Origin of the sequence: Mycolicibacterium moriokaense, assembly GCF_010726085.1 — a bacterium.
Lineage (GTDB): Bacteria > Actinomycetota > Actinomycetes > Mycobacteriales > Mycobacteriaceae > Mycobacterium > Mycobacterium moriokaense.
Map to the genome: position 1 here is coordinate 5144472 of NZ_AP022560.1, position 19712 is coordinate 5164183.

The 19712-nt window shown below is 67.0% G+C and carries 27 protein-coding genes and 1 pseudogene; 12 read left to right on the top strand and 16 right to left on the bottom strand.

The window, feature by feature from the left end:
• The first annotated feature begins 92 nt into the window (after positions 1-92).
• Positions 93-827, top strand: coding sequence for a RodZ family helix-turn-helix domain-containing protein (locus tag G6N43_RS25035; protein WP_083154192.1), 735 nt, complete (start codon positions 93-95; stop codon positions 825-827).
• A 3-nt stretch (positions 828-830) separates the two neighbouring features.
• On the opposite strand, the gene G6N43_RS25040 is transcribed toward G6N43_RS25035, so the two are convergent.
• Complete coding sequence (locus G6N43_RS25040) at positions 831-1535, bottom strand: ferritin-like fold-containing protein (RefSeq protein ID WP_083154194.1); 705 nt, start codon at positions 1533-1535, stop codon at positions 831-833.
• A gap of 233 nt (positions 1536-1768) precedes the next feature.
• Here G6N43_RS25040 and G6N43_RS25045 point away from each other — a divergent pair, with 233 nt between their 5' ends.
• Positions 1769-3223: a DEAD/DEAH box helicase gene (locus tag G6N43_RS25045; RefSeq protein ID WP_083154196.1), complete on the top strand. Its 1455-nt coding sequence runs from the start codon at positions 1769-1771 to the stop codon at positions 3221-3223.
• A 17-nt stretch (positions 3224-3240) separates the two neighbouring features.
• Positions 3241-4455, top strand: coding sequence for an Rv3212 family protein (locus G6N43_RS25050; RefSeq protein ID WP_083154199.1), 1215 nt, complete (start codon positions 3241-3243; stop codon positions 4453-4455).
• Positions 4456-4509: 54 nt separating this feature from the next.
• Here G6N43_RS25050 and G6N43_RS25055 read toward each other — a convergent pair whose 3' ends face one another.
• On the bottom strand, positions 4510-5304 hold the full coding sequence (locus tag G6N43_RS25055; RefSeq protein ID WP_083154202.1) for a ParA family protein: 795 nt from the start codon (positions 5302-5304) through the stop codon (positions 4510-4512).
• Positions 5305-5362: 58 nt separating this feature from the next.
• On the opposite strand from G6N43_RS25055, the gene G6N43_RS25060 reads away from it, so the two are divergent.
• From G6N43_RS25060 to G6N43_RS25070, 3 genes are read left to right on the top strand one after another with little or no spacing between them, the layout of a single operon-like run.
• Positions 5363-5974, top strand: a complete 612-nt coding sequence (locus G6N43_RS25060; RefSeq protein WP_083154204.1) for an acid phosphatase — start codon at positions 5363-5365, stop codon at positions 5972-5974.
• A complete protein-coding gene (locus G6N43_RS25065) occupies positions 5971-7068 on the top strand; it encodes an isochorismate synthase (RefSeq protein WP_083154206.1) in 1098 nt (365 codons plus the stop codon). The genes G6N43_RS25060 and G6N43_RS25065 overlap by 4 nt, the downstream gene beginning before the upstream one ends.
• On the top strand, positions 7065-7547 hold the full coding sequence (locus tag G6N43_RS25070; RefSeq protein WP_083154208.1) for a GNAT family N-acetyltransferase: 483 nt from the start codon (positions 7065-7067) through the stop codon (positions 7545-7547). The genes G6N43_RS25065 and G6N43_RS25070 overlap by 4 nt, the downstream gene beginning before the upstream one ends.
• On the opposite strand, the gene G6N43_RS25075 is transcribed toward G6N43_RS25070, so the two are convergent.
• Positions 7499-7924 carry a hypothetical protein gene (locus G6N43_RS25075; RefSeq protein ID WP_083154210.1) on the bottom strand — a complete coding sequence of 142 codons (426 nt, stop codon included), beginning with the start codon at positions 7922-7924 and terminating at the stop codon, positions 7499-7501. The two genes, G6N43_RS25070 and G6N43_RS25075, sit on opposite strands and share 49 nt — an antisense overlap.
• Before the next feature lie 50 nt (positions 7925-7974).
• Here G6N43_RS25075 and G6N43_RS25080 point away from each other — a divergent pair, with 50 nt between their 5' ends.
• Positions 7975-8928, top strand: coding sequence for a diacylglycerol/lipid kinase family protein (locus G6N43_RS25080; protein ID WP_083154212.1), 954 nt, complete (start codon positions 7975-7977; stop codon positions 8926-8928).
• A gap of 248 nt (positions 8929-9176) precedes the next feature.
• Complete coding sequence (gene whiB1 / locus G6N43_RS25085) at positions 9177-9431, top strand: transcriptional regulator WhiB1 (RefSeq protein ID WP_070355743.1); 255 nt, start codon at positions 9177-9179, stop codon at positions 9429-9431.
• Positions 9432-9543: 112 nt separating this feature from the next.
• Here whiB1 and G6N43_RS25090 read toward each other — a convergent pair whose 3' ends face one another.
• Positions 9544-11040: a two-component system sensor histidine kinase PdtaS gene (locus tag G6N43_RS25090; protein ID WP_083154214.1), complete on the bottom strand. Its 1497-nt coding sequence runs from the start codon at positions 11038-11040 to the stop codon at positions 9544-9546.
• A gap of 32 nt (positions 11041-11072) precedes the next feature.
• Positions 11073-11288, bottom strand: coding sequence for a biotin/lipoyl-binding carrier protein (locus G6N43_RS25095; protein ID WP_014208824.1), 216 nt, complete (start codon positions 11286-11288; stop codon positions 11073-11075).
• A 144-nt stretch (positions 11289-11432) separates the two neighbouring features.
• Between G6N43_RS25095 and G6N43_RS31125 the strand changes: the two genes are divergently transcribed.
• Positions 11433-11525 carry a 50S ribosomal protein bL37 gene (locus tag G6N43_RS31125; RefSeq protein ID WP_003882799.1) on the top strand — a complete coding sequence of 31 codons (93 nt, stop codon included), beginning with the start codon at positions 11433-11435 and terminating at the stop codon, positions 11523-11525.
• Here the strand turns inward: G6N43_RS31125 and rsrA are convergent.
• The 3 genes and pseudogenes from rsrA to G6N43_RS31130 form a co-directional block, all read right to left on the bottom strand.
• Positions 11522-11818: a mycothiol system anti-sigma-R factor gene (gene rsrA, locus G6N43_RS25100; RefSeq protein WP_083154217.1), complete on the bottom strand. Its 297-nt coding sequence runs from the start codon at positions 11816-11818 to the stop codon at positions 11522-11524. The genes G6N43_RS31125 and rsrA overlap by 4 nt on opposite strands.
• Positions 11815-12576: a sigma-70 family RNA polymerase sigma factor gene (locus G6N43_RS25105; protein ID WP_234810166.1), complete on the bottom strand. Its 762-nt coding sequence runs from the start codon at positions 12574-12576 to the stop codon at positions 11815-11817. The genes rsrA and G6N43_RS25105 overlap by 4 nt, the downstream gene beginning before the upstream one ends.
• Positions 12553-12645, bottom strand: a pseudogene (locus G6N43_RS31130) (RNA polymerase subunit sigma); the annotation flags it as partial. The pseudogene G6N43_RS31130 and the gene G6N43_RS25105, both read right to left, overlap by 24 nt.
• A gap of 170 nt (positions 12646-12815) precedes the next feature.
• On the opposite strand from G6N43_RS31130, the gene G6N43_RS25110 reads away from it, so the two are divergent.
• Together G6N43_RS25110 and G6N43_RS25115 are read left to right on the top strand one after the other, a co-directional pair.
• Complete coding sequence (locus G6N43_RS25110) at positions 12816-13304, top strand: aminoacyl-tRNA deacylase (RefSeq protein ID WP_083154222.1); 489 nt, start codon at positions 12816-12818, stop codon at positions 13302-13304.
• Positions 13305-13361: 57 nt separating this feature from the next.
• A complete protein-coding gene (locus G6N43_RS25115; protein ID WP_083154224.1) occupies positions 13362-14210 on the top strand; it encodes an SDR family oxidoreductase in 849 nt (282 codons plus the stop codon).
• Here the strand turns inward: G6N43_RS25115 and G6N43_RS25120 are convergent.
• The 4 genes from G6N43_RS25120 to G6N43_RS25135 all read right to left on the bottom strand — a co-directional run bounded on the left by G6N43_RS25120 (position 14195) and on the right by G6N43_RS25135 (position 16972).
• Entirely contained in the window at positions 14195-15382 is a 1188-nt protein-coding gene (locus G6N43_RS25120) for an NDMA-dependent alcohol dehydrogenase (protein ID WP_083154226.1), read from the bottom strand. The genes G6N43_RS25115 and G6N43_RS25120 overlap by 16 nt on opposite strands.
• Positions 15383-15431: 49 nt before the next feature.
• Positions 15432-15983: a DUF2071 domain-containing protein gene (locus G6N43_RS25125; RefSeq protein WP_407664925.1), complete on the bottom strand. Its 552-nt coding sequence runs from the start codon at positions 15981-15983 to the stop codon at positions 15432-15434.
• A 177-nt stretch (positions 15984-16160) separates the two neighbouring features.
• Positions 16161-16421: an enoyl-CoA hydratase/isomerase family protein gene (locus tag G6N43_RS25130; protein WP_163658202.1), complete on the bottom strand. Its 261-nt coding sequence runs from the start codon at positions 16419-16421 to the stop codon at positions 16161-16163.
• Positions 16418-16972 carry a TetR/AcrR family transcriptional regulator gene (locus G6N43_RS25135; RefSeq protein WP_083154230.1) on the bottom strand — a complete coding sequence of 185 codons (555 nt, stop codon included), beginning with the start codon at positions 16970-16972 and terminating at the stop codon, positions 16418-16420. The genes G6N43_RS25130 and G6N43_RS25135 overlap by 4 nt, the downstream gene beginning before the upstream one ends.
• A 237-nt stretch (positions 16973-17209) precedes the next feature.
• Here G6N43_RS25135 and G6N43_RS25140 point away from each other — a divergent pair, with 237 nt between their 5' ends.
• Complete coding sequence (locus G6N43_RS25140) at positions 17210-17440, top strand: hypothetical protein (protein ID WP_083154232.1); 231 nt, start codon at positions 17210-17212, stop codon at positions 17438-17440.
• 68 nt (positions 17441-17508) lie between these two features.
• Here the strand turns inward: G6N43_RS25140 and G6N43_RS25145 are convergent, their stop codons facing one another.
• The 4 genes from G6N43_RS25145 to G6N43_RS25160 all read right to left on the bottom strand — a co-directional run bounded on the left by G6N43_RS25145 (position 17509) and on the right by G6N43_RS25160 (position 19693).
• Positions 17509-17757, bottom strand: coding sequence for a hypothetical protein (locus tag G6N43_RS25145; RefSeq protein WP_083154235.1), 249 nt, complete (start codon positions 17755-17757; stop codon positions 17509-17511).
• Entirely contained in the window at positions 17754-18617 is an 864-nt protein-coding gene (locus G6N43_RS25150) for an oxygenase MpaB family protein (protein WP_083154238.1), read from the bottom strand. The genes G6N43_RS25145 and G6N43_RS25150 overlap by 4 nt, the downstream gene beginning before the upstream one ends.
• Positions 18614-18841, bottom strand: a complete 228-nt coding sequence (locus tag G6N43_RS25155) for a hypothetical protein (protein ID WP_083154240.1) — start codon at positions 18839-18841, stop codon at positions 18614-18616. The genes G6N43_RS25150 and G6N43_RS25155 overlap by 4 nt, the downstream gene beginning before the upstream one ends.
• 81 nt (positions 18842-18922) lie before the next feature.
• Positions 18923-19693 (bottom strand): SOS response-associated peptidase, encoded by a 771-nt coding sequence (locus tag G6N43_RS25160; RefSeq protein WP_197745393.1) that lies wholly within the window; start codon positions 19691-19693, stop codon positions 18923-18925.
• Positions 19694-19712 lie beyond the last annotated feature (19 nt).

The window sequence follows — 19712 nt, forward strand, 5'->3', positions numbered from 1 at the left end:
GTGACCGTACACGCGCCCGCTAAACCTCATCTGCCACTTGCGCATCGATAGCATCGGGCCGGTACATAAACGAGACAACCTGGGAACCCTTTATGAACAGGCCTTATACCGCGCATTCCCCGTATTCGCTGACCCCCACCGAGGTCATTTCCACCCAGACCGTCGACGAGTACGGCGAACTCGAATACGACGGCCTGCTGGAGTATCCGGAGGACGAGTACGCCGACTACGCGGAGTACGACGAGGAGAGCATCGACCGCCGGTGGATGTGGATCGCGGGGATCGCCGGTGTGATCTTGTTCATCGCGATCGGCACGACGGGCATCATCCTCGGCGGCGGCGACAGCGGTTCGGTGACGGCCACCGGAACCTCATCGGCTCCCACTGCCACCTCGGCCCCCCTGACGACGTCGGCCCCGGCGGCCTCGACGCCCCCGCCGGTGGTTCCCTCACTGCCCGCCGAGACCGTCACGACGGTGAGCCCGTCCGCACAGCCGACCGTGGCGCCACAGCCCGAGATCGCCGCCCCGCCGCCGCCCCCACCTGCGGCTGCCGCACCGCGCACCGTCACCTATCGGGTGACCGGCACCAAACCGCTGATCGACTTCGTCACCGTCATCTACACCGACTCGCAGGGCGCGCTGCAGACCGAGGTCAACGTCGCGCTGCCGTGGGCGAAGACGGTGGTGCTGGATCCGGGTGTCGAGCTCAAGTCCGTCACGGCGACCAGCGTGGGCGGTCAGCTCAACTGCGGCATCTACGACGCGGCTGGCCAGCTGATCGCCTATCAGAGCAACAACACGATGATCGCGACCTGTACGCAGTAGCCGCTAGGCCAGGCCCAGCTCCTGCATGCGGGAGGCGTGGGTGCGCTGCAGCCGATCGAAGAATTCGGTCATCTGGGTCAGGCCCTCGCCGCTCGACATGACGAGGTCGACGAGTTCGTCGTGGTCGGCCATGACGTACTGCGCCTGCGTGATCGCCTCACCGAGCAACCGGCGCGACCACAGGGCCAGCCGGTGGCGTTGCTTCTCGCTCGCCGTCACGGCGGCCTGCACCTCGGCGACGACGAACTGCGAGTGACCGGTCTCCGACAGCACCGCACGCACGACGTCGGCGACCTCGGCGGGTAGTGCGGTGGCGATCTCGAGGTAGAAGTCGGCGGCCAAGGCATCGCCGACGTAGGTCTTGACGAGCGCCTCGAGCCACGTGCTGGGCGTGGTCAGTCGATGGTAATTCTCAAGTGCCGACGCGTATTTCGTCATCGCGGGCACCACGTCGACGCCGCGGCGTTCCAGCGCGTCGCGCAGCACCTCGTAATGCTGCATCTCCGCTGCGGCCATGCTGGCCATGTTGATGCGGCCCCGCAGGTTGGGCGCCATCCGAGCTTCGTCGGTCAGCCGATAGAACGCCGCCACCTCGCCGTACGCCAACAACGCGAACAGCTCGTTGACGCCGGGATGGTCGGCCGACACGCCCGAGCTCACCTGCTCGGAAGACGCCGTCAGCGGCGCCGAAGACTTGGGGGCGGTCATGGGCCCAACTGTAATCGGCGAGCGGCGCGAACCCTTCGGTGAACCCGGCCAGGTATCATGAGGTCAGGAAGCAGCATCGTGAGGGTCGAAGAGACCAGGCCGCTCCCTAAGAAATGTGCGTGCACGCAGTCGGCCCGCCTACCTCAGCGCAGGGCCCCGGCAAAGCTTTCGTCGAACTCGTGCGCGCGTGGACGCCATGAGGAATCGACAATTGAAAGGCAAGCCTCCCGCGTATGACGCATCTCAATCGAACATTTGCTGAACTCGGAGTCCGCGACGAAATCGTGCGCGCACTCAAGGAGGACGGCAAGGAACATCCTTTTGCCATCCAAGAACTGACCATGCCGCTCGCGCTTGCGGGTGACGACCTGATCGGTCAGGCCCGTACAGGTATGGGCAAGACGCTGGCGTTCGGCGTGCCGCTGCTGCAGCGGATCACCACCGACCCGACCAGGGAGCTGACGGGTATCCCGCGCGCGCTCGTCGTCGTGCCCACCCGCGAGCTGTGCCTGCAGGTGTCGAGCGACCTGGCGTCCGCGGCCAAGTACCTGCGGGCCGGCGACCGGAAGCTCACGGTCACGTCCATCTACGGCGGCCGGCCGTACGAGCCGCAGATCGAGGCCCTGCAGAAGGGCGTCGACGTCGTCGTCGGTACCCCGGGCCGGTTGCTCGACCTCGCTCAGCAGGGGCACCTGCAGCTGGGCGGGCTGTCGATGCTGGTGCTCGACGAGGCCGACGAGATGCTCGACCTGGGCTTCCTGCCCGATATCGAGCGGATCCTGCGCCAGATCCCCGATGAACGGCAGGCGATGCTGTTTTCGGCGACCATGCCGGACCCGATCATCACGCTGGCGCGCACGTTCATGAACCAGCCGACCCACATCCGGGCCGAGGCCCCGCATTCGGCGGCCACCCATGACACCACCGAGCAGTTCGCCTACCGCGCCCACGCGCTGGACAAGGTCGAGATGGTCGCCCGAATTCTGCAGGCCGAGGGTCGCGGCGCGACGATGATCTTCACCAGGACCAAGCGCACCGCCCAGAAGGTGTCCGACGAACTGGCCGAGCGCGGCTTCAAGGTCGGCGCGGTGCACGGCGACCTCGGTCAGGGCGCCCGCGAGAAGTCGCTCAAGGCGTTCCGCTCCGGCGAGATCGACGTGTTGGTGGCGACGGACGTGGCGGCTCGCGGTATCGACATCGACGACATCACCCACGTGATCAACTACCAGATCCCCGAGGACGAGCAGTCCTACGTGCACCGCATCGGCCGCACCGGCCGCGCCGGCAAGACCGGTATCGCGGTCACGCTGGTCGACTGGGATGAACTGCCCCGCTGGGCGATGATCGACAAGGCTCTTGGCCTCAACACCCCCGACCCGGCGGAGACGTACTCCAGCTCGCCGCATCTCTACGAAGAGCTGAACATCCCCGCCGACGCGACGGGAACCGTGGGCGACCCGCGCAAGGCGCACGCCGCGCGGCCGCCGGCCGAGAAGAAGTCCGCCGACCGTCCCGCCCGCAACCGCACCCGCACGCGGCGGCGGACCCGCGGCGGCGAGCCGGTCACCGGACACACCACAACCGCGCCGACCGAGCAAGCCTCGTCGGAGGCCGCGGAAGGCACCGACGGCGCGCCGCGGCGCCGGCGTCGCCGCCGTCCGCGCAAGGCTGCGGCCACCACGGGCTAACTCGCTTCCACCACCCGATGGTCAAACCCGAACGCCGCACTCGCGCCGACGTGGTGGCGGCGATCGTGATCGCCGCCGTCATCGCCGTCACCGCCGGTCTCGTCTGGTGGACGAGTGATGCCAGGGCGACGATCAGCCGCCCCGCGGCGAGCCCGGTGCCGCCGCTGGCCAACGCCAAGACGGTGCCATCGACGCTGCGCGAGCTGTGGACCGCGCCCAGTCCCAAGACGACGGCGCCGCTGGTGGTCGCTGCAAGCGTGGTCACCGGTGACGGCTCCACGGTCCAGGGCCGCGATCCGGTCTCCGGAACTCCGATGTGGTCCTACGCGCGCACCGACCTGGATCTGTGCGGCGTCAGCTGGGTGTACCAGTACGCCGTCGCGGTCTACCCCGACACCCGCGGCTGCGGCCAGGTCAGCACCATCGACGCCAAGACGGGTAAGCGCGGTCCCGCCCGCACCGCCTACGCGGACCCCGAGGTGAAACTGTCGTCGGACGGCACCGTGGTGCTGTCCTTCGGCGACAGCCGTCTCGAGCTATGGCGCTCCGACATGGTCAGAATGCTCAGTTACGGCGCGCTGGACGCCAGGATCAAGCCCGACGTCCCGGTGTTGCCGCTCTGCCGGCTGTTGTCGGCGGCCGCCAGTTCGACCTCCGTCGCCGTCTTCGAGTCCTGTCCGGATCAGCCGGACGTGCGGCTGACCCTGCTGCGGCCGTCGGACGAGGAGGACACCCCCGAAATGAAGTACGTCCCCCAGCCCGGCGTGAGCGCCGACTCCAACGCCCAGGTGATCGCGGTCGCCGATACGACGGCGGCGGTCTACGTGCCGACGCCCAAACCGGTCGTGAACATCGTCGACGAAACCGGCACGACGATCGCGAGCACGCCGCTCACCAAGCCGGCGTCGGAGAACGCGACGATGTCGCGCGCAGGAGACCTGATCACCTGGTGGACCGGCGACAGCGTAATGGTGTTCTCCGCCAACGACCTTCGCTACAAGTACACGATCTCGCCGTCCGGTCCCAACGTTCCGCTGGGACCGGCGACGGCGATGGCGGGGCGGCTGCTGGTACCGGTCACCGGCGGCTACGACATATTCGACCCGCAGGACGGCGAGGGTGACCGCCATATCCCGGTGCAGAGGCCGGCGAGCGACACCCCGATCGTCCCTGCCGTCGCGGGCTCGACAGTGCTCGAACAGCGGGGCGACGACGTGGTCGCGCTCGGCTAACTGCGGTTTCGGCGTGCTAAGTCTCGCTGAGCGTGACCCCGCACGCCGAAATCGCTACACCTCGGGCGTATACGTCGCGAGGGGTTTGCCGTTCTTCCAGTGCTTGAGCAGCGCGCTCGCCAACTCGCGATAGGCGCTCGCGCCCTTGTTCTTTCGGCTCGCGAGCACCGACGCCCCTGATGCGGTCGCCTCGGCGAAGCGCACGGTGCGGGGAATGGGCGGTGCGAGCACCGGCAGGTCGTATCGGTCGGCGACGTCGAGGAGCACGTCACGGCTGTGCGTGGTGCGCGAGTCGTACAGCGTCGGCAGCGCGCCCAGCAACTTCAGGTCACTGTTGGTGATCTGCTGGACGTCGTTGATGGTGCGCAGGAACTGGCCGACGCCGCGATGGGCCAGCGTCTCGCACTGCAGCGGCACGATCACGTCGTCGGCCGCCGTCAGCCCGTTGAGCGTAAGCACGCCCAGCGACGGCGGACAGTCGACGATCACAACGTCGAACCGATCGGCGACCTTGTCCAGCGCACGCTTGAGGGCGTATTCGCGGCCGGCCCGCATCAACAACATCGCCTCGGCCCCGGCCAGGTCGATGTTGGCGGGCAGCAGCGTCATCCCCTCGGTCGTGTCGACCAGCGCCGCGTCGGTCTCGACCTCGCCGAGGAGCACCTCATGGATCGACACCGGCAGCTTGTCGGGGTCCTGACCCAACGAGAACGTCAAACAACCCTGCGGATCGAGGTCGACCAGCAGCACCCGCCGGCCCTTCTCCGCCATCGCCGCGCCCAACGACGCCACCGTCGTCGTTTTGGCGACCCCACCCTTTTGATTGGCGACCGCAAGTACCCGCGTCACCCTCTCATCCTGGCACGCCCACCAACACCGCCGCCGTCCGTGGGGCAGAATCGCCAGGGTGACTGTCGAGCAGCACCGACTGCTATTGCTTCGCCACGGCGAGACGGAGTGGTCACTTTCGGGTCGGCACACCGGCCGCACCGAACTCGACCTCACCGACGCCGGCCGGGAGCAGGCCACGCTGGCCGCCGACGCACTGGACGTGCTGAGACTCGACAACCCGTTCATCGTGTCCAGTCCGCGAAAGCGTGCGCTCGTCACCGCCGAACTCGCCGGCCTGACGGTCGACGAAGTGTCTCCCCTTCTCGCCGAATGGGATTACGGCGACTACGAAGGACTCACGACGAAGGAAATCCAGCAGGCGGAGCCCGACTGGCTGGTGTGGACGCACGGATGCCCGGGCGGCGAATCCATCCAGCAGGTCAGCGACCGGGCCGACCGCGCCATCGAGTACGCGTTGCCGTACCTCAAGGAGCGCGACGTCCTCTTCGTCGGCCACGGCCACTTCTCCCGTGCGGTGGTGACGCGCTGGGTGGAGCTGCCGATCTCTGAAGGCATCAGGTTCGCGATGGTGGCCGCGTCTATCGCGGTGTGCGGACACGAACACGGCGTGCGCCAGATCAGCGCACTGGGACTCACGGGCCATCGCCACCCGTGTCTACCGGCATGACCCGCGAACCGTCCTTCGTCCTGGCCTCCGATGGCACCGCCGTCGTCGCCGACGGCATACACACCGCGTTCCCGAGAGTCGCCGAGGCACGGGCCGCACTGGCGTCGCACAGCGCGCCAATAATATTGGGTGCCTTGCCATTTGACATGTTGAAACCGGCTGCGCTCATCAGGCCGCAGTCGGTCCAGTTCCTCGACGCGCTACCGGAGTGGCCGGTGCGTGCGCTGCCGTCGGTGCAGATCGCCGAGACACTGCCCGAGCCCGACGAGCACCGGGCCCGCATCGCGACCGCGCTGGCCCGCCTGCGTGATCCGCACAACGTCTTGCACAAGGTGGTGCTGGCCCGCGCCCTGACGCTGGTCTCCGACGGTCCGCTGGATGCCCGCACGATTCTGCACCGCCTTCTCGCCCAGGACCCTGCGGCCAACGCCTTTCTCGCCGACTTGTCCGCGGCGGGTGGGGGCTATTCGGGCACCGCACTCATCGGCGCAAGCCCGGAGTTGCTGGTGGCACGTAAGGGCGATCGCATGTTCTGTGCGCCGTTCGCGGGGTCGGCTCCGCGACTGCCCGACGCCGAGGCCGACGAGGCGAGCAGCGCCGCGCTGGCGTCGTCTGCGAAGAACCGACACGAACACCAGCTCGTCGTGGACGCGGTGCGCGCGGCACTGGATCCGCTGTGCGCCGAACTGGACATCGCGGCCGAGCCGAAGCTCAACAAGACCGCGGCGGTGTGGCACCTCTACACCCCGATCAGTGGACGGCTGCGCGAACACTCCATCACCGCACTGGATTTGGCGCTCGCGTTGCATCCCACGCCCGCGGTGGGCGGTGTGCCCAGCGACGCCGCGTCGGAGTTCATCACCGAACTGGAGGGCGACCGCGGGTTCTACGCGGGTGCGGTGGGTTGGTGCGATCAGCGCGGCGACGGCCGTTGGGTGGTGTCCATCCGCTGCGCGCAGCTGTCGGCCGATCGCCGTACGGCGCTGGCGTATGCGGGCGGCGGAATCGTCGCCGAGTCCGAACCGGACGACGAAGTCGACGAGACCACAACGAAATTCAAGACGATCTTGGCAGCCCTGGGTGTCGAGACATGACCGAGTTGATCCGTCCGGCGCGTCCGGGTGACGAGACCGAACTGACGGCGATGATTCACGAGCTCGCCGCGTTCGAACATGCCGCCGACGACTGCACCGTCACCGAAAACCAAATGCGGGACGCACTTTTCGGCGGTGCGCCGATCGTGTACGGCCACATCGCAGAGGTGGACGGCGTCGCCGCCGCGGCAGCGTTGTGGTTCCGAAACTTCTCCACCTGGGATGGCGTGGCGGGCATCTACCTCGAAGACCTGTTCGTGCGCCCACAGTTTCGGCGGCGCGGCCTGGCGCGCAAGCTGCTGTCGACGCTGGCCCGCGAGTGTGTCGCCAACGGTTACACCAGGCTGTCGTGGGCCGTGCTGGACTGGAACGTCAACGCGATCGCGCTCTACGACGCCGTCGGAGGCAAACCGCAGAGCGAGTGGATCACCTACCGGGTCTCCGGCCCGGAGTTGTCGGCACTCGCCGGCGAGTCCTGAGCTCCCGCCCATTGCAGCGCCGACGGGCTGAACAGCAGACCCAGGATGGCCAAGGCCACCACCGCCACCGCGATACCGGCGGCCCACTGACCAGAGCCCGCAGCGACGTAGTAGGCGACGCCCAGCAGGATCAGCTGGGCGAACACCGCCAGTCCGCGGCCCCACCGCCGACCCGTCCACAACGCCCATCCCGCCGCGAGCACCGCCGAGCCCATGACGGCGAACCACAGTGCGGTGCCGAACTTGTTCATGCCGGGCTCCTCGGTCCCCAGCAGCCCGCTGCCCACGTACCACAGCGCGGCCAGCACACCCGCGAGGCCTTCCAGCGATACGACGATCGCCGCCTGACGAACGGTCGTGGGCGAGGGAACGGTCACGACGTCGAGCGTAGAGGCTCGGCCTGACCCGTTGGATAGGGTCGTCAGCTGTGCGCGCCGTGCTGATCGTCAACCCCAACGCGACATCGACGACCCCGGCCGGGCGCGACCTGCTGGCCCACGCGTTGGAAAGCCGGGTCAAGTTGACCGTCGTGCACACCGATCACCGGGGCCACGCCGTGGAGATCGGCCGTGACGCAGCACGAGACGGCGTGGACGTGCTGATCGTGCACGGGGGCGACGGCACGGTGAACGAGGTGGTCAACGGAATCCTGGAGGTCGCTGGGCCAGGTGCGGCGGCCCCCGCCGTCGGCATCGTGCCCGGTGGCTCCGCCAATGTCTTCGCCCGAGCGCTGGGGATCAGCCCCGATCCCATCGAGGCGACCAACCAGCTCATCGACCTGCTGTCGGCATATCGGCGGCGCAGGAAATGGCGTCGCATCGGCCTGATGGACTGTGGCGAGCGTTGGGCGGTGTTCACCGCGGGTTTGGGTGTCGACGGAGACGTCGTCGCCGCCGTCGAGGCCCAGCGCGCCAAGGGACGCAAGGTCACCGCCTCGCGCTATATCCGGGTGGCTGTCCGCGAAATGCTGGCCAATGCCCGCAGGAAACCCACGCTGACGTTGCACATGCCCGGCCGCGACCCGGTCCAGGGGGCGCATTTCGTCTTCGTATCGAACGCGAGTCCCTGGACCTACGCGAATACCAGGCCCGTGTGGACCAACCCGTCGACGACGTTCGAGACCGGCCTCGGGGTCTTCGCGATCACCAGCATGAACGTGTGGGCCAACTTACGGCTGGTGCGGAAGATGCTTTCGCGACGGCCGAGAATCGAAGCCGCCCATTTAATCCGTGAGGACGACCTGACACAACTGCGGGTGACCAGCGACACACCCGTTGCTTGTCAGATCGACGGAGACTACGTCGGGCTGAGGGAAACCATGGCCTTCACCGCGGTTCCGGATGCTCTCGCCGTGGTGGCACCACCGGCCAAAGGGCTCTGACCTGCACTGACCGTCGGGCATTCGCCAATTAAGGGCGCAGGTTGGTCGAGTGTAGTACAAACGAGCGGGGGGTTCGGTAAGTGGGCCCCGCTAGTGAGGTTGCCCACTTGTTAACTCGCGAGTATTGACATCTGTTCAGCCTGTGAAAAACTCGGATGCAACAGTGCAGAAACATTTCATGTGCACGCGTTAACAGCCGACGAAAACGTCCGTGCGCTGTGCTGCGCACACGACAAGGAGTAATAACTATGGATTGGCGCCACAAGGCGGTCTGTCGCGACGAGGATCCGGAACTGTTCTTCCCGGTGGGAAACAGCGGACCCGCGATTGCTCAGATCGCTGACGCGAAGCTTGTCTGCAACCGGTGCCCGGTGACCACAGAGTGCCTCACCTGGGCATTGGAGTCCGGACAGGACGCTGGCGTGTGGGGCGGCATGAGCGAGGACGAGCGGCGTGCACTGAAGCGGCGCAACGCCCGCACGAAGGCCCGCACCGGCGTCTAAGCACCGTCAAACGATTTACGGCCCCGACGTATGTCGGGGCCGTAACTTTGTGCCCATTCAAATTCACGAATTGTTCAGACACTGCTTTTTAAGTAAAAAGCGACGCAGGTCACTACTGAGCCAACCGGGTGCGTCGCCCAATTGGCACCCGCAGCACCACATCCGTTCCGCCGGTGGGCACCTCGTGCATGCCCAGCGAGCCGTCCAGTTCGGCCGACACGAGGGTCCGCACGATCTGAAGGCCGAGCCGGTCGGATTTCTCCAAGCTGAACCCCTCGGGCAGTCCGCGACCGTCGTCGTGAACCACCACGTCGAGCCAGCGCGCCGAACGCTCGGCACGGATGGTCACGCAGCCCTGTTGGGTGGAGCGGTCGAAGGCGTGCTCGATGGCGTTCTGCACCAGCTCGGTGATCACCATGATGAGGGCAGTGGCCCGGTCGGCGTCGAGCACGCCGAGCTCACCGACGCGGTTGATCCGGATCGGAGCTTCCGAATCCACCGGCGCCGCAACATCATTCATGATCGGGATGATCCGGTCGATCACCTCGTCGAGGTTGACCTCCTCGTCCACCGACATCGACAACGCGTCGTGTACCAACGCGATGGACGACACCCGCCGCACCGATTCGATCAGCGCCTCACGGCCCTCGACGTTGTTGGTGCGACGCGCCTGTAGCCGCAGCAGCGCCGCGACGGTCTGCAGATTGTTCTTGACCCGATGGTGGATCTCGCGGATCGTCGCGTCCTTCGACAGCAGAGCACGATCACGGCGCTTCACCTCGGTGACGTCGCGGATCAGTACGGCGGCGCCGACGGCCTCGCCATGGACCACGAGCGGCAGCGTCCGCAGCAGCACCGCGGCCCCGCCCGCGTCGACCTCCATGCGCATGCTCGAACCGCCGGCCAGCGAGTCGCGGACGTGATCGGCGAGCTCCTGGGCCTCGAAGGGGTCCGAGATCAGCGGCCGGGTGACCGTGACGAGGTTGTGGCCCTCCAGCTCGGCCGCCAGACCCATGCGGTGGTAGGCCGAGATGGCGTTCGGGCTGGCGAACGTGACGATCCCGGTGCCGTCGAGGCGGATGAACCCGTCTCCGACGCGGGGACTCGACCGCGACATCGCGACGTCGCCGACGTTCGGAAAGGTGCCTTCGGACAGCATCAGCAGAAGGTCACCGGCGCAGTCGAGGTAGGCGCTTTCCAGCGGACTCGCATTGCGCCCGGCCAATGCGGTCTGATGCGTCAGGACCGCGACCACGTTGTTGTTGTAGCGCACGGGAACAGCCTCCACGTTGAGGCCGAGTGAATCCTGTTGTCCCGCTGGGTTTTGCCTGACGATGGCGCCGGTGTCGAACGCCTCGGTCACCACCGGCATCTCGTGGGGTTGGTTCAGGGTGCCGACGGCGTCGGCGAGCAGCACCGTCGGCGCGGTGTTCGGTCGCACCTGGGCCACGCAGACCAGCGCACCGTCGTCGCGCCGCACCCACATCAGAAAGTCGGCGAACGACATGTCGGCGAGCAGTTGCCATTCGCCGACCACCGCGTGCAGGTGGTCGACCGCGTTGCCGGGCAGAACTGTGTGCTCGGCGAGAAGGTCACCGAGGGTGGACATCGAACCTCACTGGTGCGGGTTTGAGGCCCGCGTCAGCTGATCACCGCGATGAGGTCGCCGGCCTGGATGACGTCGCCGACGGACACGCTCACCTTGCTGACAGTGCCCGCGACCTCGGCCAACACCGGGATCTCCATCTTCATCGACTCCAGCAGCACCAGGGTGTCGCCCTCACCGATCTGATCGCCCTCGTTAACCACGACCTCGAGCACACTGGCCACGATCTCGGCGCGAACGTCCTCGGCCATCTTCACCCCTCCGGAGTCCTATGTCGTCGCTCATATCGAACCACACGACCGGCCCGACAGCCGTGTCGCCAGGCCATGAGACAATGGATAGGAGCGCCCGCGGGATGCGGGCCCCCAATCCCCTGAACCGACTGGAGGACGACCATGGCCAAGCGTGGCCGTAAGAAGCGCGACCGTAAGCACAGCAAGGCCAACCACGGCAAGCGGCCCAACGCCGGCTCGAAGTCGGTGCGCTAGCCCCTTCGGATGATCGTGGTGCGGCTGATCTCGATGCGCAGCCGCTCACGCAGGCTCTCCGGGGCCTTCTCGCCCCCGCACTTGCGTGCGATGAGGTTCTTGACGCGCTCCTCGACGCCGTAGTGGCGCAGGCAGGCCGGGCATTCCTCGAGGTGATGGCGCAGCTTGTCGCGCGTCTCGGGGGTGCACTCACCGTCGAGCAGCGTCCACACCTCGGCAATCACGGCAGCGCATTCCGGGTGCTCGGGGTCGACGGGGCCGATCGGCGGGGTCCAACGTTCGTCGTCGCTCACGACGAGACCTCCTCGGGTGCCTGTCCCCTGACGAATCCGCGATCGCGGGCCACATCGGCCAGCAATTCACGCAGTTGACGCCTGCCCCGGTGCAGCCGGGACATCACGGTGCCAATCGGAGTATCCATGATTTCGGCGATCTCCTTGTACGGGAAACCCTCTACGTCCGCGTAGTACACCGCCATCCGGAACTCCTCCGGCAGCGCCTGCAGCGCCTCTTTGATCTCGCTGTCCGGCAGCGCTTCCAAAGCCTCGACCTCGGCCGAACGCAATCCCGTCGACGAATGCTCGGCGTTCGACGCGAGCTGCCAGTCGGTGATCTCGTCGGTCGGATACTCCGCGGGTTGGCGCTGCTTCTTGCGGTAGCTGTTGATGTAGGTGTTGGTCAGGATCCGGTACAACCACGCCTTGAGGTTGGTGCCCTCACGGAACGAACGGAAGCCCGCATAGGCCTTGACCATGGTTTCCTGCAGCAGGTCCTCGGCGTCTGCGGGGTTGCGCGTCATGCGCAGCGCGCCGCCGTAGAGCTGGTCGAGCAGCGGAATCGCGTCACGCTCGAAACGGGCGGTCAGCTCGGCGTCTGACTCGTCCGACCGCGCGGGCGCCGAATCAGACGCCGGCGCGGGCGCCGAATCAGACGCCGGCGCGGGCGCCGAATCAGACGCCGGCGCGGGCGCCGAATCAGACGCCGGCGCGGGCGCCGAATCAGACGCCGGCGCGGGCACCGGATCAGATGCCGACCCGTCGATGTCGGTCATAGCGGGAAACACCGTCCCTTCTGTAGCGGCGCCACCCAGAAGGCCCGGCAAGTCCACCGGACGCTCCATGGCCAGTATTGGCACCTAGCACCCCTTTCCTCGATCGTAGAGGTTGAGACCGACTTCTTTCGCGGCCGCCGCTGTCAGCAGCGTTAACTGCCGTCAATAACAGCGCGACGGGCCCTGCTGTTCCCCGCTGGTCCCACCCGTGCCCGTGCCCACCACTAAGCTCACGCCCCGTGGCGCGTGCGGCAACTCCGGCGATCGCGGCCCTGGTCGCGGCAGGCGTCGCGCACGAGGTGCTGCAGTACCACCACGACCCCCGAAACGAGTCGTTCGGTGAGGAGGCCGCAGCGGCCCTCGCGCGTGACAGCAGCGTCGACCCCGCCCAGGTGTTCAAGACCTTGGTGGTCGCGATGCCGAAGGGCCTCGGCGTCGCGGTGCTGCCCGTCCCCGCCAAACTCTCGCTCAAGGCGGCGGCCGCCGCCCTTGGCGTACCCAAGGTCACGATGGCCGAGCGCGCCGCCGCCGAACGCTCGAGCGGCTACGTGGTCGGCGGCATCTCACCGCTCGCCCAGCGCAGGCCGCTGCCGACCGTCGTCGACGAATCCGCGCTGCGCTGGGACCGCGTGCTGTGCAGTGCGGGTAAACGTGGCTGGGACGTCGCTCTGCATCCGCGTGACCTGATCGTCCTGACCAACGCGACCACCGCGGCCATCTGCGCCTGAGCCCCCGGGCTTCAGGGTGCGCTTCGCGGCCGTGCGCACGGGTTCTAGGGTGAGCCCATGTCGCTCTCAGGGAAAACCATGTTCATCTCCGGCGCCAGCCGCGGTATCGGACTGGCGATCGCCAAGCGCGCCGCGGCCGACGGCGCGAACATCGCACTGATCGCCAAGACGGCGGAACCGCATCCCAAGCTCGAAGGCACGGTGTACACCGCGGCCAAGGAGCTCGAGGACGCCGGTGGGCAGGCGTTGCCGATCGTCGGCGACATCCGTGACGGTGACTCGGTCGCCGCGGCGGTGGCACAGACCGTGGATCAGTTCGGCGCCATCGACATCTGCGTGAACAACGCGTCGGCGATCAATCTCGGTTCGGTCAAAGAGGTGCCGCTCAAGCGCTTCGACCTGATGAACGGTATCCAGGTGCGCGGCACCTATGCGGTGTCGCAGGCATGCATCCCGCACATGATCGGCCGCGAGAATCCGCACATCCTGACGCTGTCGCCGCCGATCCGGCTGGAGCCCAAGTGGCTCAAGCCCACCGCGTACATGATGGCGAAGTACGGAATGTCGCTGTGCGCCTTGGCATTAGCCGAGGAGTTGCGCGAAGACGGCATCGCCTCAAACACCCTGTGGCCGCGCACGCTGGTGGCCACCGCCGCGGTGCAGAATCTGCTCGGCGGTGACGAGGCGATGGCGCGGGCGCGTAAACCAGCGGTCTACGCCGACGCCGCGTACGCGATCCTGAACAAGCCCAGCCGCGAGTACACCGGCCAATCCCTGCTGTGCGAGGACGTGCTGCTGGAATCGGGTGTCACCGATCTGTCGGTGTACGACTGCGTACCCGGCGCCGAACTGGGCGTCGACCTGTGGGTGGACAGCCCGAACCCGCCGGGCTATTCGGGCCCCTGATCGAAATCGATGATGCCGCGGATGTTTCGGCCTTCGCGCATGTCGGTGATGGCGTCGTTGATCTGATCGAGGCGATACCGCTTCGTGATGAGCTCGTCGAGCTTTAGCGTGCCGTTCTTGTAAAGCGACAGCAGCATCGGCATGCTCGCTCGCGGATTCATGCCGCCGTACAGCAGGCCTTTGAGGGTCTTGCAGGACTGGATGAAATCGACGAGCAGCAACGGCACGATGTTGATGTCGAGCTTCGGTATCGCCGTCATCAGGCACGTACCGCCCTTGCGGGTCAACATCATTGCGGGCGCCAGCAGTTCGGCGGTCAGCACGCTGGGCGTCAGCACCACCCGGTCGGCCATCACCCCGGCCGTCAGTTCCTTGACCAACGGATAGGCCTCCTCGGCAGAGGGCACCGTTTCGGTTGCACCGAAGAACTTCGCCGAATCCCGTTTGAACTCAACCGGATCCACCGCGATGACGGATCGCGCACCGGCCGCGCGAGCACCCTGCACCGCGTTGATTCCCACGCCACCCGTGCCGATGATGACCACCGTGTCACCGGGTTGGGTGCCCACGCCGACGGTCGCTGAGCCCCACCCCGTGGTGACCCCGCAGGACACCAGCGAGGCCGCTTCGAACGGAATCGAGTCGTCGATCTTGATCACGGATTCCTCAGCGAGCACGGCATATTCGGCGAATGTGCCGAGTTGCGTCATCGCCGTCAGGTTCTCGTCGCCGACGTGCCTGCGCGCGGTTCCGTCGGTGATCATCTCCTTCGTGAACATCATGGCGCCGTTGTCACACAGGTACGTCATGCCCGACACGCACCACCGGCAGGTGCCACAGGCAGGAATGAAGGAGAAGGCCACGCGATCGCCCGGTTTGACCGACCGAACACCCGGCCCCACCTCTTCGACCACGCCGGCGCCCTCATGGCCGCCCACCATCGGGAACATCTCCGGGATGGTTCCGCCGGTGGCTTCGATCATCGCGGCGAGTTGCTCCGACATCACCCCGTCGCCGGTCGCGTAATGATCGTCGGAGTGGCAGATGCCCGCCACCGCCATCTTCACCAGCACCTCGCCCTGGTGGGGCGGGTCGAGCGTGATCTCCTCGATCTGCCACTCCTGGCCGATGCCGTGCAATACGGCGCCTCGGCATTTCTTCGCGGTTGTCATGAAAGTAGGGTCACAGCCCCGGAGTGTCTTCGGGTGCGGTTCGGAGAAGTCACTTCACGATTGACGGCCTGCCGAACCGTGCGTGGACACCGGGCGAGAACAGTGCGCGCAACGGTTCACCCGCGACGGCCACCCCGCCGGCGACGAGCAGATCGTCGTCGAGTTCGAGGATCTCGGCCTCGCGAAGCGGCCACGGGCCGTGCTCGTTGGGCACCCACCACGTGCGTCCGGCCTTGCGAGTGTGTGCGCCCCACCGCGCGGTGAGCCAGACCTCCAGCGGAGTCGGCGACACGTCGTCGCCGACGCGCGCTGTCAGCGAGTTGCGCAGTCCGCGCTGGGGCCAGCGCCGCACGCTGTGGTACGAGATCTCGTCGTCGCGCCGGGCCACGCGCATCTTCGCCCACGTGTAGGGCACGCCATACACGGCCCTGGTGAATCGGGTCGAGCGATCACCGTGACGGCCGGCGTCGCGGGGCGGTCGGGTCGAGACGACCGCGCGACGTAAGTGACACATCCGGACGAGTGCGGCGTGCGCGACGCGCTGCGGATCCACCGGCCAGTGCACGATGACGGTCGCTGGCGATGACGGGTGACGCGTCAACGCAGCGACGGGCCGAACAGCCGGCCGTGCGCGGCGTTGGGCGGCGATGCGCACGGTCGTCCGACCCCGATCAGGCCGCGATGCGCGCCGAACTCGCGACGCGGATCCCCACCGCCAGTCGACGTCGCGCGGTGCCCACGTCCGGCGGCCGAGCTGCGCGATCGACAGCCCGCGCCATCACCGGAGGTCGCCGCCGGCGCTGAAGCCGGGGTCGGCACCCGTCAACACCACTGACCGGATCTCCGGATCGGTGTCGAGCGCGGCGAGTTCGCGCCGCAACTGACGCACCAGCGGCGCAGACAGAACGTTCAGTCGCTCCGGCTCGTCGAGGATGACGACAGCGCGGTCGCCCCGCCGCTCTACGCGCACGCGCGCGGGCGCGCCGGAGTCCTCGCCACTCTCGACCATCGACCAGTAAAGGGAACTCGATGTGCTCATGGCCTCTTCTCCTCAATATCGTTGGCCCGCAACGCCGCCCACGCGGCATCGGCGAATATCTCGACGGTCCCGGGCGGCATCTCGTCCTCGGCACTGGAGATCCAGTAACGCGAAAACTCCTGTGCGGCACCCAGCCACAGCGCGGACGTGGTGCCGATGCGCATCGGCCGCAGCATCCCGTAGCTCTGATGCGGGCGCCACCAGTCGTGCACCGCCGCGAAGAAGTTGCGGTTGGACTCGCGCAGCTCCTCGCTGTCCAACCGGGAACCGAGCAACAGGGTGGCCTCGCCGCGATGTTCAGTGACCCATCGCAAGTGGTACGCGACCCCACCACGGATCCCCGCCTCCGCGGCGTCCTGTTCGCGCAGCATCGCGACGAACCCCGCCTGGTATTCGCCGATCAGCTGGGCATACACGGCGGTGGCGAGCGACAGTTTGTCCGGGAAATGGTGGTACAGCGCGCCGACGCTGACGCCGGCCTCGCGTCGGACCTCGTCCAGCGTGGCTGACAGCGCCCCGTCCCCCGCGAAGCGGCGTCTGGCCACTTCCATCAGCCGGGCCCGCGCGTTCAGCGAGGTCCGAGCAGTCCGGGCGGTCCGGGGCACGAGGAAAACTCTACCAAAACAGAGGAATACTCTGTCAAGGGTCCGTCGATCGGAGGACACCGGAATCCACCGGTGCGGCGGCCGATTGCCCGACATACATCGCCGCTGGCAGGCGGCATCCTTATGGCAACACCGGAACAAGCCGGAGCCAGGCTGAAAAGCCCACTCATAGAGGAGAATTGAATGAACAACATCTTCGCCACGACGGTCGCACGTGTCGCGCTGCCGGTCGTCATCGGCGGCGCCGCGCTGAGCCTGGCCGGCATTGCCAACGCCCAGACCGATCCAGTGGGCCCGGGCTACCAGTACGCCCCCACCGAAACCGCGCAGCCGGCGCCCGAGTCGCAGCCCGGCTGGCAGAACCACCACGGCGTCACCCACGTCGAGACGATCGTGCCCGGCTACCACCGCTGAGTCAGCCCCCGAAAAGGCCCTCCCCGAAATGGGGAGGGCCTCTTCTCGTTCGGGGTCAGTTCAGGCCGTCACGCCACGCAGAAGTTGGCGCCCAGCAGCAACTGGGGCCACATCACCGCCGCCAGGACGAAAGCCAGGATCTCCGAGCCGGCGGGCACACGGGCGCGTAGCGCGGTGTCGAACAGCTGCACCTGTTCGGCGTCGAAGAACGCCCACACCAACCCGATGAGCAGGTAGGGAACGGCCAGCCACATCGCGAACTCGATCATCGCTTCGACGCTCACCCGACGGTTGAGCACGCGGCGCAGCACGCTCACACCAACGCACGCTGTCGACGGACCCGGCGTCGCACGTCGGCGAGCAGGATGTAGCTGCCGCCCTGGCGGATGAACACCGGCAGGAACCTGTTCGCGAAGGCGACCAACAGGAACAGACTCTCGAACAGGTACTGCTTGAAACCGCTCCACTGCACGCCCATGGCGTCCCGGAACACCGGTGCCAGGAATCCGACGGTGAGGAACTTGAGCAGCGGGCGGAACGGTAGGCCGAGCAGCGGGTTGATCATTCGCAGGTCCACCAGGTCGCGCAGATAGTCACGGACGCGATCGTCGATCTTCACCTGCTGGCACGCCTGCTCCCAGTACACGTCGAATTCGACCCGGGTCGGCGGCCATTGGTCCTCGCTCACCTGCAGCGTCGTGCCTAACGTCCAGGCCGACCGGTAAAACTGTTCGGACTGTTCGGCGGTCATCTCGCCCCGCAGCAGCTGATACGTGTCCTCCAGTCCGACGAACAGGCAGGCCGCCACCCACATCTGCAGATCGCGGTCGAAGGCGTTGTAGCGGACGGGACTGTCCGGCGTCGACTGAACGTGGCGATGCGCGCCGTTGACGGCCTCGCGGAACGCGGCGCGGTCGTCCGGTGTGCCGAAGATCGCGACGGCGAGGTACTGGAACGTCGTCCTGGCGCGTTTCCACGGATGCTTCAGCAGATTTCCCGAGTCGACTTTGCTCTCCACGACGCCGTAGCCCACTCCGGGTCGAGCGAGCTGCATGATCACGTTGGCCGCCCCGGCGGCGAACGCCCAGAAGTCCATCGCCTCCGCGATGGTGACCGGGCGGTCGTCCCAGCGGGCGGTGCGCCGACGGATCTGGATGCGGCAGTCTGCAGCGGTCATATCGTGCACGCCAACGAAAGCAGCAGTACCGGCCACGACAGGATCGACACCACGATGGACACGATCCGGGCGTACCCGTGCCAGCCGAGGAAGTCACCGGCGACGGCCGTCCACACCATGCCCACGACCACGTAGGGAACGGCGAGAATGGCCGCCGTACCGATCCATTCGGCGATGGTCATCTCGAAGGCGAGCACCTTCCGTACAGCGGTGAGCACCCTCATATGTTAATGGCGATTCGCAATGCCATTGTTTGTTTCCAGGGGAAATCCCCCGATCTCCGCACCCGATGTTAGGCCATGTTCCTAAAGCAGTGTGGCCTGCTCCGGTTCGGGTTTCGCCGGCTCGATGAGCTCGGGACCGTTGTTCCGGATGCTGTTGACCAGCCGGGACACCTGCCGGATCTCGATGCGGTCGAGATCGCCGTGGCCGCGTAACAGCCCCTCGTCGATCGGTGCGTCGGGGTCGAGCCAGCGGTCCCAGTCGCGTTCGCTGATCGACAGCGGCATCCGGTCGTGGATCTCGGCCAACGGGCCCGCGGCGTCGGTGGTGATGATGGTGCAACTCAGCAGCGGGGGCGCGTCCTTGGGTGCGTCCTTCGGCCGCCACGTCGACCACAGCCCGGCCATGAACAGCGGTTCGCCGTCGACCCCGTACATGTAGAACGGCGTCTTGGGCGCCTTCTTACCCGACGCCGTCTCACCGTTGGGCCGCCATTCGTACCAGCCGTCCATCGGCACCAGACACCGCTTGTTCTTCGCCGAATTCCGGAATGCGGGTGACGTGGTCACCTTCTCGGCCCGCGCGTTGATGAGCAACGGGCCCTTGGTGTCAGGGCCACCGTCCTCGGCGGTCTTGGCCCACGGCGGCACCAACCCCCAGCGCATCGACCGCACCCGGCGGGTTGCCTCGTCGTCGTGCGCGCTGTGGCGTTTCACCACGCTGCTGATCGTCGTGGTGGGCGCGACGTTGTAGTTGGCCGACGGCGCGTCCTTCTGCCCCACGCTTTCGTCGATCGCCTGGATCTTCTCGGCCAACAGGGCCGGGTCGGTGGTCACCGCGAATCGTCCACACATATATCCCATCGTGGCACGG